General features: G+C 43.8%; 9 protein-coding genes. 3 read left to right on the top strand and 6 right to left on the bottom strand.

What is annotated here, in order from left to right:
- The first annotated feature begins 128 nt into the window (after positions 1-128).
- A complete protein-coding gene (locus Cabys_RS01200) occupies positions 129-1,118 on the top strand; it encodes a DUF1028 domain-containing protein (RefSeq protein WP_006928234.1) in 990 nt (329 codons plus the stop codon).
- A 425-nt stretch (positions 1,119-1,543) separates the two neighbouring features.
- Here Cabys_RS01200 and Cabys_RS01195 read toward each other — a convergent pair whose 3' ends face one another.
- Entirely contained in the window at positions 1,544-2,542 is a 999-nt protein-coding gene (locus Cabys_RS01195; protein ID WP_006928233.1) for a hypothetical protein, read from the bottom strand.
- A 215-nt stretch (positions 2,543-2,757) separates the two neighbouring features.
- Positions 2,758-4,995 (bottom strand): CARDB domain-containing protein, encoded by a 2,238-nt coding sequence (locus Cabys_RS01190; RefSeq protein WP_006928232.1) that lies wholly within the window; start codon positions 4,993-4,995, stop codon positions 2,758-2,760.
- Between the two features lie 439 nt (positions 4,996-5,434).
- Between Cabys_RS01190 and Cabys_RS01185 the strand changes: the two genes are divergently transcribed.
- Complete coding sequence (locus Cabys_RS01185) at positions 5,435-7,303, top strand: DNA topoisomerase IV subunit B (protein WP_006928231.1); 1,869 nt, start codon at positions 5,435-5,437, stop codon at positions 7,301-7,303.
- Positions 7,304-7,327: 24 nt separating this feature from the next.
- Positions 7,328-9,949 carry a DNA gyrase/topoisomerase IV subunit A gene (locus Cabys_RS01180; RefSeq protein WP_006928230.1) on the top strand — a complete coding sequence of 874 codons (2,622 nt, stop codon included), beginning with the start codon at positions 7,328-7,330 and terminating at the stop codon, positions 9,947-9,949.
- A 140-nt stretch (positions 9,950-10,089) separates the two neighbouring features.
- Here the strand turns inward: Cabys_RS01180 and Cabys_RS19965 are convergent, their stop codons facing one another.
- From Cabys_RS19965 to Cabys_RS01165, 4 genes are all read right to left on the bottom strand, one after another.
- Complete coding sequence (locus Cabys_RS19965) at positions 10,090-10,230, bottom strand: hypothetical protein (protein WP_169313635.1); 141 nt, start codon at positions 10,228-10,230, stop codon at positions 10,090-10,092.
- A gap of 289 nt (positions 10,231-10,519) precedes the next feature.
- Positions 10,520-11,944 (bottom strand): hypothetical protein, encoded by a 1,425-nt coding sequence (locus Cabys_RS01175; RefSeq protein WP_006927311.1) that lies wholly within the window; start codon positions 11,942-11,944, stop codon positions 10,520-10,522.
- Positions 11,944-14,610 carry a coiled-coil domain-containing protein gene (locus Cabys_RS01170; RefSeq protein WP_006928229.1) on the bottom strand — a complete coding sequence of 889 codons (2,667 nt, stop codon included), beginning with the start codon at positions 14,608-14,610 and terminating at the stop codon, positions 11,944-11,946. The genes Cabys_RS01175 and Cabys_RS01170 overlap by 1 nt, the downstream gene beginning before the upstream one ends.
- A gap of 184 nt (positions 14,611-14,794) precedes the next feature.
- Positions 14,795-15,208 carry a hypothetical protein gene (locus Cabys_RS01165; protein WP_006928227.1) on the bottom strand — a complete coding sequence of 138 codons (414 nt, stop codon included), beginning with the start codon at positions 15,206-15,208 and terminating at the stop codon, positions 14,795-14,797.

The following is a 15,208-nucleotide window of genomic DNA, read 5'->3' as shown; positions in this document are numbered from 1 at the left end:
TCACCTTGTCAACATGGTGATTTTTGCCTGATGGGCGAAGAGGCTCATCAGGTTCACGGGATAATTATTGTGGCTTTTGGTTGTTGGTTTTCTTATTTTCCGTTCAGACAACAAACCATGGAGGTTTTATGAAGCGAATCTTTGCAAGCAGCGTACTCATAATCTTAATATTTACGTTAACGCTGCCTGGCCAGACCATCAACGGCGAGCCGTTAACGCACACCTTTTCCATTGTGGCGATTGACCAGGAAAATGGCGAGATGGGCGTGGCCGTGCAGTCGCACTGGTTTTCGGTGGGTTCCATTGTGGCCTGGGCCGAGGCGGGCGTTGGCGTGGTTGCTACGCAATCGCTGGTTAACGTTTCTTTTGGTCCGCGCGGACTGGAACTGATGAAGGCCGGCAAATCGCCTCAACAAGCGCTGGACGAACTACTGAGCTCCGACCCCGGAGCGGCTTACCGACAGGTTGCTTTGCTGGATGCACAGGGTCGTGTGGCAGCGCATACCGGCGATAAATGTATTGCCGATGCCGGTCATATTATCGGCGAGGGTTTTTCGGTGCAGGCCAATATGATGCTAAATAAAAAGGTGGTTCCGGCCATGGAAAAAGCCTTTAAAAATAGTAAAGGGCCTCTGGCAGAGCGGCTGATGGCGGCAATGAAAGCGGCGCAGGAAGCCGGCGGCGATATTCGCGGCCAGCAGTCTGCCGCCATAAAAATCGTGAAAATCAAAGCCAGCGGCAAACCATGGGAAGACACCGTTCTGGATTTGCGTGTGGAAGATCATCCGCAGGCCGTTGCCGAAATGGAGCGCATTTTAAAGGTGTTTCGCGCCTACGAGCACATGAACAAAGGCGACCTGGCCATTGAAAAAGGGGACGTTCAAACGGCGTTGCGCGAATACGGCGCAGCCGAAGCCATGTTCCCGCAAAATGAAGAGATGAAATACTGGCACGCGGTTTCTCTGGCCAATATCGGCGAGATCGAAGCCTCCCTGCCGCTGTTCAAAGAGGTGTTTCAAAAAACGCCCGAATACAAAGAATTGACGCGGCGCATTGTGCCAAACGGCCTGTTAAAGGTCAACCAGCAGCAGCTGGAAATCATCTTGAATGTAAAATAACCTAAGGGGAACCAAAATCAACCACAACACGCGCCAAGTAATTTACACCAATAATCGCAGAAAAAGATTAAACAAATTATTCTGAGACCAAAACTAAGCAAATCGGCACAATTTACGCCCCGGGGGTGTCTCAAAAGCGACATCAAGTGTATATTTATAAAATAATATGGAAAAGTTTACAATAGCCCTCACCCCCTCTCCCCCTCTCCCGATTTTCGGGAGAGGGGGAATTAAAGGGGGTGAGGGAAAGAAAAACTTTATAAAAATACATTTTCTTTGACTTTTGGGACAGCCCCTGGGGGTTGAGTTTTAAAAGCAGCACAAAAATTTTCGCACGCTATGGCATTACATTTTTCGAAGGAAGTATTCCAAAGAGGCAGAGCTGATGCGCTAAAGCTCTGCCCCTTTCTAAAAAAATGATTCTGTCAATTATTTAAGCTGCCTTTTCCTTTTAGATATTCCCACCATTTCCGGCCATCGTACCCAAAATCCTTTCCCGTTGCGCTTACCAGAAATTCATGCGCTAACTGCCGCTCCTTTTCGTTATTGGCCTTCAGATAGGCAAAAATCAAATATCCCTCTGTTTGACTGATTAAAGGAACCAGAAGCGAATCACTAAAATTTGTTTTCGTTAATACACGCAAAACGGTGGGAAAAGCAAAAAGGTTGGTGCCGTTCAATAGATAATAAAGCGTGGCGCTTAACGGCGACCAGGTTACTGGTTCTGGATGGAACTGGCTGAAATGGTTGAGCACGGAGATGGCCATGCTGCTGACGCGCGCATTGGCGTCTCTTAGGGCGTCCATTAAACTCCACCATACCAGATCACTTTGAGGGAAATTAATTAACACAACTGCGGCCATCGCCCGGTTAATCCACAGAGGATCGTTGTTTAAAATCCAGATTGCAAGCTCTTTATCTTTTTGCGTGTTGTATGAGGCAATCTTTGACTGGATTAAGCGAATGCGGTCTGAACTTAAGGCCTCCGTAAATTTCGATTCTTTTAAAGCGTTCAGATCTTTTTGCCAAAAATTTAAAGCCAGTTGCATTTCAAACGGGTTTTTCCGGTAAATGTCAATCAAACCTTTCCATTGGGGCAGTTCTTCTGAAATACTATCTGTGAACGTTTTATACTTTATAAATCGGGCATATTCTGGCTCAACAATGGTAATAACGGAGTACATCTTGCCGTTTTTCCACGAATATTTAAATAACGAAGCTTCCGGGAAACCAGCCTCTTTTAGCAGGCCAGCACAGCGGTCAATAGAAACGCCGGGGGCGATGACCGCAAGCGTGTCGATGATTTTCTCAACGCTCCAGCGCCTGAGCCCGATAAATTCAACTTTTCCGTCGGGCGTATCGATGACTTGCGCGCCAGACAGGCAGATCAGAAGCAGAAGGAAAATAATGGTAGAAAAACGCATGATGTTTACTCCTAATTTTGATTATCACAGAAACGGAGCATGCCTTGTTGTAGTCTAAAAATAAAGAGCTGATTTTGTAAAATCAATACAAGAGGAAATAGCTGGATTATGAAATTAAAAGCGCGGAAAAATCAACGATCGATTAACTTTCTGCACAAAAGGCTGGTTTAAATCAAAAGAAATAAAAAAGCCCGGGAAAGCCCGGGCTTTAAGTTTTATTTGATCAGTGTCATGCGAATGGAGCCCATATTTTTTCCATTCAGTTTTAAAGTTAGAAAATAAAATCCGCTGCTCAAATCTTGACCGTTAAATGAAATCTGATGGCGTCCGGCAGTTTGATATTCACTGGCGAGCGTTTTAATTAAGCGGCCATTAATATCAAATACGGCAACTTCCACCTGGCCTGATTGGGGCAAATTGTATTGAATTTGCGTAACAGGATTGAAAGGATTGGGATAATTTTGGGTAATAGAAAATCCTGCTGGCGTCAGGGCTTTGTCGTCACGAATGTCAACGGTTGTGCTGTCTTCGAACAACAAGACGCGTTTCAGCTCTTTTTCTTCGGCGTTATCGGCGTTAATTACCACGGAGTAAAAATAAGCGCCCTGGTTTGAATCCGGGAAGGCGTCGATATGAATATTCCAGCTGTGTTTGTAAGTGGTTTTTGGTGGAATGTTTCCAAAATTATGTAGCGTGTCTGCGCCGTCCGAAATGGAGAGTTGCGGTGGCAGACGGAGAACGGATGTTACGTTGAGCGCGTCCACGTCGCCGCTATTGTAAACTTCAACGCCAATGACAAAATCTTCAAAAGACAGGCTGTCTCCGTTGTACGTTACGCTTTGAGGCGCCGTAATTACGGTCGGCAAAGGCGGTAATAAATCATCATTGGGAATTAATGTTCTGGAAGCGATGTTGTTCGATTCGCTTGATTCAACAATGGTGTTTTGCTGATCAATCACCACGTAAATCGTGTGATAAGCCGGGTAAGGCGGGGTTTCCCAGTCCACGCTAAGCGTGCGACTCTGCCCACTGGGGATGGAATCGATGACAATGACAGAGCTGATGGCGTTGTTAGCCGTGGGCGAACCGTCAAAAAACTGCACGGAAACATCGTAAGCGGTCAGGTAGCCATAATTGTGAACGGTAGCGTTGATGGTGAAAGGAACGCCGGCCACATTGCTTACGGTATCGGGATCAAAATCGATGTCATCGGCTGAAATAGCCAGATCGGGGAGCGTAAGGCTGTAATTTAACGGGGCAAAATCGGCGCCATAGGAGCCGCCATAAGAAGTAAAGATGGCCACGTTTTCATCGCTTTTAACCTGATGAACAGCTTTGGTAGAAAAAAAAGAAAAATTTTCGCCTTTTTGCAGAGCGCCGGTGTAAATGGTATCCAGCGTATTCAGATTGATAACTTGAATATTGTTGTTATCTGCGTAAGAATAGACCACAAAATCACCTGAGATGCTGGGCACCAGAAAATGACGACCGATGCCCTTGCCGTCATAATCGATATGGCGGGTTAGATAGTAATAGCTTCCAGACCAGGCCGCATAAGGCGTGTTGCTGACGGTGACGTTTTTGTTGCTCTGCACTTCCCAGTAAAGATCGCCGTTCGTCGAAACGCTGCCGGTCTCTCCGTAATTTAAGGTGTCGGATAGCAAGGTATCGCCGGTTGTTGAATTTAAAATCGTAAAAATGGTGTTGTCCTCATAGGCGGTTACAATAACGCCATTGGGCCATCCGCCAATATATCCGGAAAAACCAAAAAATTGCTGGCCCTTAAAGGTGCCGTTATCGCTCGGAATGTAATATCCCTGATCGGCGTAACTCAGAGCGGATACCGGTTTTGAAGCACGGATGCCTAAAAACCTACTGAATACGTTATTCAGCTCCAGGTGCTCGCCGCGATTTAAAACAGCCGCCGCCGCGGTGGTTGTATCGGTGAGATTCTTTACGGTGACCTCGGTGCCGTCTTCGTAGGCAAAAATGATAAACTTTTCTCCGCCCCACTCGCTCGACGGCATAAAAGTGTTCATGTGCGTGGATATGGGCGATCCGGATTCATCCACAGCAAAATAGCCCATCACGCTGCGCGAAATAGGGTCGCCGGTTAAAGCGGTAAATGAGTTGTTGCAGTCGATATGGAAAGTGCCCGTAGGAATACTGAACGTGTAAAACTCATCCCGATTTAATACAACCGAATCCGTGGCCAGACCGTCCACATCGTAGGCAATGAATTTAGAATTGTCAAAATAGCTAAAAACGACAACGTCGCCAAAAGAATAGCCGGCCAATGTATAAAGAAATTCATCCTGAACGTCAACGCTCATCATGCGTGAGGTAGAAATTGACGACTTGATGGTAGCGTTAGCCTCTGTTCCGTAGCCGCCGTACTGTTGCTGAGCTAATAAAAATGATGTTAAAAGTAGCAGTAATAAAAAACCTTTCATAATGCCTCCTTAAATTTTAAAACAACAAAGACTTCTGCGATTATCTAAACAAGGGCTCTTTGTCGCCAGCTATAGCGGGCTTCTCAGAATGACTACCACAGTCTAATTTTGCAGAAGTCTAAACAAATTAAACTGCAGTATTTTACAATATCGGTATTTTTTGAAATATAGTTAGTCTAATTTTTAAAAATGTTAGAATAATATGTTTTTTAACACAATTAAACAGATAAACAATACATTTCATCAAAACAAAAACCTAAAATCGGTCGCTGGTTGACTTAATTTCAAAAAAGCCCCCATTTTTGAGTGATTTAAAGCACAAAGCAGGGCGCTTGTGTTTTTTGAGAATTTATTGTACATTCGTACATAAAATAAAGATGGGATTTTTTAAAGAGATTTATTAAATTACGCGTTTGAAAAAACGAAAAGGATGGATTGAATGGCGACATCTCAAACAGCGGCCCGGTACACCGAAGCTTCCATAAAATCGCTGGACTGGCGGGAGCATATTCGCTTACGGCCGGGCATGTACATCGGTAAGTTAGGCGATGGTTCTTCTGCGGATGACGGCATCTATGTATTGTTGAAGGAGACCATCGACAATTCCATCGATGAGTTTATGATGGGATATGGACGCGTTATCGAAGTAAAAGTAACCAAGCATTCAGCACAGGTGCGCGATTACGGACGCGGCATTCCGCTGGGCAAGGTTTATGATTGCGTAGCGCGCATCAACACAGGCGGAAAGTACGACAGCGAAGTCTTTCAAAAATCGATCGGATTGAACGGCATCGGTTCCAAAGCTGTTAATGCTCTTTCCCGCTATTTTAAAGTGCAGGCCATACGTGATGGGAAAACCAAAATTCAGGAATTTGAATACGGTATTCTAAAAAAAGACCATAAAATCACCAAAACGTCTGAAAAAAATGGAACGTTAATTTATTTTGAACCCGATCCCGAAATTTTCAAAAATTTTCAATTCAGGCTGGATTTTATTGAAAACCAGATTAAAAATTACGTGTATCTGAATGCCGGTCTTACCATTGTGTTGAACGGGCAGCGATTTCAGTCTAAGCATGGCTTGTTGGATCTGCTAACCGATAAACTGGAAGAAGGCGCCGCGCGCTATCCGATTATCCATCTCAAAGGCAAGGATATTGAAATCGCTTTAACGCATACCAATCAATACGGCGAGGATTACTACTCCTTTGTCAACGGTCAATTTACGCCGCAGGGCGGCACGCACCAGGCGGCCTTTAGAGAAGGCGTCATTAAAACCATTCGCGAGTTCTACAAAAAGAACTTTGAAGCCATGGACATCCGCGCTTCCATTGCCGGGGCGATCGCCGTACGCATTCAGGAACCGGTGTTTGAGTCGCAAACCAAAACCAAATTGGGCTCCACGCACATGGCGCCAGACGGGCCGACCGTTCGTAATTTTGTGGTAGAATTTATTAAAACCGAGCTGGACAACTATTTACACAAGCATCCCGAAACGGCCGAGCTCTTACTCAAAAAAATCCAGCAGTCGGAAAAAGAACGTAAAGAGCTGGCGGGCATTAAAAAGCTGGCTAATGAGCGCGCCAAAAAAGCCAGTCTGCACAATAAAAAACTACGCGATTGCCGAATTCATTACAACGATACCAAAAACGACCGGCGCTTCGAAACCACGCTGTTCATTACAGAAGGCGATTCGGCCAGCGGTTCCATTACCAAGGCGCGAGACGTACAAACCCAGGCCGTTTTTAGTTTGCGCGGCAAACCGCTCAATTGTTTTGGCCTGTCTAAAAAAGTAGTGTACCAGAACGAAGAGTTCAACCTGCTGCAGCACGCTTTAAACATCGAAAACGGTCTGGAAGGCCTGCGCTACAATAACGTGGTCATTGCCACCGATGCCGATGTGGACGGCATGCACATTCGTTTGCTTCTCATGACCTTTTTTCTGCAGTTTTTTCCGGACCTGGTGCGCCAGGGACATGTTTACATCCTGGAAACACCGCTGTTCCGTGTGCGCAACAAGCAAAAAACCATTTACTGTTACAGCGAAGAAGAAAAACAAAAAGCCAGAGAACAACTGGGTAAGGGCGTTGAAATCACGCGCTTTAAAGGACTGGGAGAGATTTCTCCGGACGAATTCAGACGTTTTATCCGTGAAGATATCAGGCTTGAACCGCTGGTGCTGGATAAAAAGATGCAAATCCAAAAATTGCTCAGTTACTACATGGGTAAAAACACCCAGGACCGGCAGGAATTCATTATTGACAATTTACGGGTTGAAAAAGATCTTGTAATGGACGAATCGGCTTGAACGTTAATGGAGATGTAATCGAAGATGGCAAAGGGAAAAAACAAAAAGGAAAATAAAGAAATAGAAGAGCGGGAATCTGAAGTTCAAAACGGGCCCGTTAAACGTCAGAACGGCGAACTGGAAAGTACCGTTCACGTTCAGGATCTCTACAAGAACTGGTTTTTAGATTACGCTTCGTATGTGATTTTAGAGCGTGCGGTGCCTGCTTTAAACGACGGACTTAAACCCGTGCAGCGCCGCATTTTGCACGCCATGAAGCGCATGGACGACGGCCGCTACCACAAGGTGGCCAACATTATCGGTCATACCATGCAGTTCCATCCACATGGCGATGCGGCCATCGGGGATGCGCTGGTGAATCTTGGCCAGAAAGAGCTGTTGATCGACACTCAGGGCAACTGGGGCGATATTCGCACCGGCGACAGCGCGGCCGCAGCCCGTTACATCGAAGCGCGACTATCCAAATTCGCCCTGGAAGTGGCCTTTAATCCGGATATTACCGAATGGCAGCGCTCTTACGACGGACGGCAAAAAGAGCCTGTACACCTGCCCATGAAATTCCCCCTGGTGCTGGCCCAGGGCGCTGAGGGCATCGCCGTGGGGCTTTCCACCAAAATTTTACCGCACAACTTCAACGAGTTGTTAGACGCTTCTATCGACATTTTGCAGGGCAAAAAGGTGCAAATCTTCCCCGATTTTCCGACCGGCGGCTACATAGACGTTACGCATTACAACGACGGCAGGCGCGGCGGACGTGTTCGGGTGCGGGCTAAAATCGAAATTACCGACAAACAAAGGCTGGTCATTAAAGACGTTCCCTACGGCGTTACCACCACTTCGCTGATCGATTCCATCATTAAAGCCAATGACAGCGGCAAGATTAAAATCAAACGCGTGGTGGATAACACGGCTGAAGAGGTTGAAATCGTTATCGATCTGGCGCCGGGCATCTCGCCTCAGGTGGCCATCGACGCCCTTTACGCCTTTACCGACTGCGAGGTTTCCATTTCGCCCAACTGTTGCGTGATTTATGAGGATAAACCGCGGTTTATGAGCGTGGGCGAGCTGCTCAGGGCTTCCACCGAACACACGCTTGAGCTGCTGCGCAAAGAGCTGGAAATCAAAAAAGCCGATCTCTCTGAAAAATTGTTCTTTTCTTCGCTGGAAAAGATCTTTATTGAAAACCGCATCTATCGCGACATTGAAGAGTGCGAAACCTGGGAAGCGGTTATCGAAACCATTGATAAGGGGCTGGAACCGTTTAAGCCGCAGCTATTGCGCGAGGTTACCGAAGAGGATATCATCCGCCTGACCGAGATTAAAATTAAACGCATTTCCAAATATAATTCTTTTAAAGCCGATGAATTGATGCGTCAGTTGCAGGAAGAGATCGATCGCGTCAACTACAACCTGGCGCATCTTACCGACTACGCCATTGATTATTTCAAACATTTAAAAGAAAAGTACGGTAAGGGGCGCGAGCGAAAGACAGAAATTCGTGTGTTTGACGCCATCGAGGTTGCGCAGGTGGCGGTGGCCAATCAAAAATTGTACGTCAACCGCAAAGACGGCTTTATCGGCTACGGCCTGAAAAAGGACGAGTTTGTTTCGGAATGTTCTGATCTGGATGATATCATTGTTTTTCGCAGGGACGGGAAATTTATGGTTACGCGGGCCACGGACAAGGCCTTTGTGGGGAAGGATATTATTCACGTGGCTGTCTGGAAAAAAGGCGACACGCGCACCACTTACAATATGATGTACTACGACGCCGATTCCGGACGCAGCTACGCCAAGCGTTTTAACGTAACCGCCATCACGCGCGACCGCGAATACGATTTAACGCGCGGCGCCAAAGGCTCCAGAGTACTCTATTTTTCGGCCAATCCCAATGCCGAATCGGAAATCGTTACCGTACATTTAAGCCCCCACTGCAAGGCGCGTAAAAAGGTGTTCGAATTTGACTTTGGAAAGATCGACATCAAAGGGCGCGGCTCGCAGGGCAATATCGTAACACGCTGGCCGGTGCGTAAAGTCGCCCAAAAAGAGGTGGGCGAATCGACCATTGGCGGTGTGGATATCTATTACGACCCCATCGTGGGACGACTAAACACCGATGAGCGCGGCCGGTTGTTGGGTAATTTTGACAACGGCGATCTGATTCTGGTCATCACTAACGACGGTAAATACATGCTCACCAACTTTGAAATGACCAATCGTTACGATCCGGAAAAGGTGGTTGTTATCGAAAAGTTCAATCCGGATACGGTTATTTCTGCGGTGTACTATGACGCCGAGCTGGACAATTTTTTTGTGAAACGGTTTAAAATCGAAACGCAAACCACGAACAAACCGTTTTCGTTCATCAGCGAAGGCAAAGGCTCTAAATTAATTGTAGCCACCACCGCTCCCGAGCCGCAGCTAGAAATCGAATACCTGAAAGGGCGTCCCAAAAAAGAGTTTAGTGAAAAAGTACAGATTAACGATCTGGTTGGCGTAAAGGGCTGGAAGGCGCGCGGCAACCGGCTCAGTCGTTTTCAGATCACCTACGTGGGGCTGGCAGAAAACAGCGACGAAGCGGGGGAATCTAAACTGCCGCCAGAAATTTCTGGCAGGGCGGAACAACTGGATTTGTTCGGAGAGTAAGGGTGGTGCCGGCCATTTGCCTTTGTCTTTAAACAACCATGCAACAGGGTTTTATCGGGCACCTCAATAAAAATTTAAATCATTAAGAGGGTTTGGGACAGGTTGATTTTAAACCATCGATGTGTTCAAAAAGTTTGTCGTCAATTTTTTGCCACTATTTGAGGAGAATGAAATTTACCGCCTGGATAACATTTTCGATATCTTTTCAGGAAAAAGGCTCCATCAACTAAAATGGCCGTCGGTTTGTTTAATGGGAAAAAACTTTGTTCATGTTCTTCCATAAGCGTTTTCTTTAAATAAAAATAACCCCTGGGCTCGGCTTACCCCGAATCTTTGGGTAAGCGTACTGCCAGGGGATGATTTTTTTGGTTACGTTTTATGCTAATTTAATAAAAATTATCGTCCAATTTCAAATAAAAATTAATTTATGAGTTCAATATAAAAACCACGAATTTCTATAACGTTTCACCTGGTTTGAGAATTTATTTCACTTGGTTTGAGAATTTTTAAATTTAATTTTAACCACCTTATTTAGCCGTTAAAAACTCTTTAAACTGTCAATACGACAGCTTAAAATAATGTACAATGAGTTTTATTATTTAACAAATCAATTATTAATTTCCTAATAGGACGATTAAAGCTTAATATATTTACTTTTTTAGTAATATCAATTGAAGTTATTCCATGGATTTTAAAAGTTAAATTATTTTCTTTTTCATAATATAGGCTATTAAATACAGAAGCTAAATATTCAACACATTTTTGAATTTTATATAAAGTACGATCATTTGCGCCGCTCGGCGTTTTGTCAATTAAAAATACGCGCCCATCATAATTCATGTCTGCAAAATAATATTTGCTATAAATGGTTGATGGGTCTAGGGGATCTTCTTGAGATTTTATTAAATCATTTATTGGAGAACTTAAGCTATACTCTGCAGCGAAAATCATTCCTGTTTCTATTTCATTTGAATAAGCATCCTGACCATATTTCATGGCCCAGTCAGTACTATAATCATCTGGATAAACGGCGCTTGTTGGATAATCCGATAAAGAAGCGCCTTTATATTGGACGGTTAATCGTTTAAAAAAATCAGTGGCGTCAATTATAATTTTCTTGAAATCCTGAACATAACTAACGCCAACTGTTTTTTTATGTTCATAATTACCAATAGTATTAGAAGTTAAAACGCTCCAGTTTTTAGTTGCTTTAATTTCAATATATTTTATTACCGCCCGATTTTCTAATTTTTTAACCGATAAAAGCGATTCAGCAGAAAGCGCTTGCGAAGCGCTTTCACCCTGCCTGGGAAGGACGTAATAAATCCCATTCAAATTAAAAATATTCAACGCCAGATAACGGATAATATAGCTTAAAAGCGTTCTGCATAGAAAATTACCGCTGGTTTCTGCAAGTTTAAGATCATTAAATGTGTAATTTAATCCGCAATTTTCAGAAATAATATTTTGAGCGGTAAAATAATAACTACCATTATGGAATTTTGAAAGCATGGTTTGAACCAGGCTCTGAAGCGATTCGCTCCCTGTGTAGCCAATATCTGATAACGTGATATTGTTATCGTAATAATACTTGATGCCGTCAAATATCTTAAATTTAATGGTGCGATATTTAAGCGCGCCGTTATCTACATAGTAATCCGATTTTTGGATGGAATTAAAATCAAGATAGCCGGTAAAATAGAGTTGTCCATCCCTATAAATTTCAATAAATGTTTTATTTTTCCCATTAGTAAAATTTGTTCCTTCAAAAAAATCGCCACCTTGAAGTGTCAAAGTGAAATTTGGCAAGCGGATGGTTTGTTCGTTTGCTTTCGCTTCAAATTCGATGCGAATGGGACTTATTTTTAAAACATGCAGGTTAGTATTAATGGTTTGCGCCGTTGTATCTTCATAAAAAAAGCGAAATTTTAATTTTCCGGAAGCAGTTCGATATTCATAGCCCTGTTGTGGGAAATAATATTCAACCAACGCCATTAAATTTCTCCACGTTTAAGCTGTTCCTGGCCGTTCTCAACAACAATAGCCAGTTCTTCGGCGTCAATTTCGGCACGCAATTCCTTGTTCTCAATAAGTTCTTTAATTTCATTTAAAAGTTCGATAATCGACGAGTTATCGGTCTGAACCGTTGTCTGATTGATATTTGTAACGCTCCCCCCGGCCAATGCGCCGGCAAATTGCATCGGTTCAACCGCAGGGGGTGCAAACGCTATTTTAAAACCTTCAACCATCCGATTTAAGGCATTTTCAAATTGCGTTAATAAGCGATTAAAAAAGGCGCTAAAATCAATATTAAACAATCCTTTTGCAAACATTTCTTTAAATACCGCTATAAAATCCTTTTCCGGCGCGATGATTTCCGGACCGGCTTCGCCGACTAAACCAAGCGTTGGTTCTTCTACCTTGCCGCCTTTGGCATGTCCTTTAATTTTAGGCTTTATTCCTTTTAATTTATTCTGGGCGGCTGTAAATTGTTGATCTTTTGCTCCTGCACTTTCATTGAAAGATACGCTTGTTATTTTTCTTACTTGAGCATAACCTAATGCCAATTGAGCGGCGGCCGCGGCTAAATTCCACGGATACGGATAAGCCGTATAGGCTTTAGTGACAGCTTCGTATGTATTAATAATAGCCCTGGCAATAGCAGCTGCTTTTCCGATGTTAAACAGCGTTCTATTGGTTCCCTGGAAGGCGTCCATTAATTTGGAAAATATGTTGGTAGCGCTTAAAGCAGCCTGTTTATCCAGGTTTGCGCGCTCTAAAAGAGCTTTTTTATATTCTAAACTCTGTTCGCCATATTTCTTTTTGGCATAAGCCACTTTGCGGTCTAAAAATGCGGCGTAAGCCTGGTAATCGATTTCCTGGGCCTGCCATTCCCATTCGCGGCGCGCTTCTTCGGCTTCAAATCGCCTCTCTTCTTCGGCAGCTTCAATTTCCCGCTTTTGCTGGCGATATTGTTCTTCGATTAGCGCTTTAGCCTCTTCGTTTTCGGCAAATTTTTGCAATTGTTCCTGATACCAGATGGCCAGTTCTTTTAGTTCTCTCTGATGCGCGTCTTGAATGGTCGCTAAACGTAATTCCTGTAATTCTTTTTCCTGCTCTAAGGCATGTTGTTTGGCTTCTTCGTTTAGTTTTTTCTTTTGATCAATGAGCTTTAGATATTCAATGGATTCCTCGCCATACGTTTGGCGGGCGGCCTCAATGCGCTGGTCTAAAATGTTTTGATATTCTTGCAGGCTAAGGCGTCCGGTCTGAAATTTATAATCCTGTAATTCCTGTTCTTTTTGCAGACGTTTCTTTATTTCGTCTTCGGTTATTTTAGTCTTTTGTTGCTCGGTTGTTTTAAAGGCCGGAATGCTTTTTTGATCGATTTCGCTTTGTTTTTGAACATATTGGGCATGGATGGACGTGATATTGCGGTCGCGTTCGCGCGTAATGGCTTTTAGGCGTTCTGCGGTTTGTTGACCGGAGTTTAACGCGGCATCGGCAACCTGTTTTAAGCCCTGTTTAATGCCTTCAACGTCTAATTTAAAGGCGGAACTTAATATTTTACCAATCCCGCCAAAGTAATTTTTTACAAAATCAATGTAGCCTTTAATAAGCTCTTTACCGTAATTGACGAACCATTTTAAATATTCGAAGGCGACTTTTAATTTTTCCTGGAAACCGCCTAAATTGGTAGCCCAGGCGGTGTAAAGAAGCGTGGCCGCGGTAATAATTAAACCAAGCCAACCCAGGGCGCTTTTAATGGAAATGCCTAAAACTTTGGTCGCATCCGAAATGCCGCGAATAGCGGGAATTACTTTAAACAAAGCCACAGAAAGACCAATTGCCACACTGGCAAATTGTAAAGTGGATGTTTGTAGTTTATTCAAAAATGTAAATACTTTTTCGCCGATGGTTAAAAACGGAATAAGCGCTTTTTTAACCAGATCGCCTAACTTTTCTTTAAAATCGCCCACAATATTTGAAAACTGCTTCATGCGCCCGGCGCTGGTTTTGGTAACATCCTGCGCCTGCTGAAAGCCGTCGGTCATTATTTTTTGCACAATGGCCATCTTTTCGGAAACATCCTTTGTTGTGCGCAGGGCCGGGATGTAGCGTTGTAACATGGTAAAATCGCCCTGGTAGGCAAGCGCCAGGCCCTTCATGGCGGTGGCCTGATCTAAACCGGCCTCTTTAAAAGCGGTGGAAAGACCGATGGCGCCTTTAGTGGCTTCGTTAAGCTTATCCAGACTCAGCCCCATATTTAAACCAAGAGTTTGCAGCATTTGCACCTGTTCGTCGCCCACAGTGGTAACGCTCTGGATAGCCGAAGCCTGATCTTTTAATTTTTTGTAATTTTCGTCTGTGTATTGATTGACCTGTTGCAGGGCGGAAGCCAGCGCGCGATCGGCTTCTTCTTGCTGGTTGGAATAATTAATAAGCTCCTGCAACGGCGCTTGCAACGCTTTAAAGCCATTTACCAGAAAAAATATTTTTTCGCCAAATTCGGCAATTCTGGTAAAAGAAGATTTTAAGGAATTTAATTTGGTCTGCGATTGCTCTACGACCTTGCCGACCGTCTGGCCAAAATTTTTTATTTTGACTTCGCCAGTGGCGCTGTCGATCTCAATTTTTAATCTAATTTCAGTTTCTGCCATTTTTAACCTTTTTGGCTATTTTTCCATTCAATCCAGTTGTGAATGCCCAGCCAATAAATAAGCTCCTCATAAGAATATAGACGCTCGATGGCGTCTATTTTTTCCAGGTCGCCGTTGCAAACGTTAAAAAGCAAAATATCAAGCGCATGCTCGCGCCCAATCTTGGAAACTTCGTGATAGGTTTTTATGCCAAAACGCCGGATAATTTCATCAATCCGTCGATGGCTGGCTTGTTCAATAAAAAAAGGGCTTCACCCAAATTGACCGCGTCATTCAAATCAATTTCATTCCATTTAATCTTTTGCGCCTTGGGCTGATCGGCAAAAAGGATGTAGCCAAGATGTTCCAATTTGCCGTTTTCAATTACAAAATCCATAAAAGCGCTTAGATTAAATTCATTTTGACCGGCATTTTTGAAGCCTTTAAACAATTTTAAAAGCTCTTTTAATTGGCGAATTTTAAGCGGTTTTAGAGTTAGTTTTACGCCCTGGATAACAACGGTTTTTTGCTGAAGGTTTTCCATTTTACTTTGATTTTCATTTTTAATTTCGCTTTGCGTTTTATTTTGATCCGTTTTTTTAGGTTGTTTCTTGCTCAT

The sequence above is a fragment of the Caldithrix abyssi DSM 13497 genome, from assembly GCF_001886815.1.
In the GTDB taxonomy this organism is placed as follows: domain Bacteria; phylum Calditrichota; class Calditrichia; order Calditrichales; family Calditrichaceae; genus Caldithrix; species Caldithrix abyssi.
This window is presented reverse-complemented; position numbering and strand designations above follow the sequence as displayed.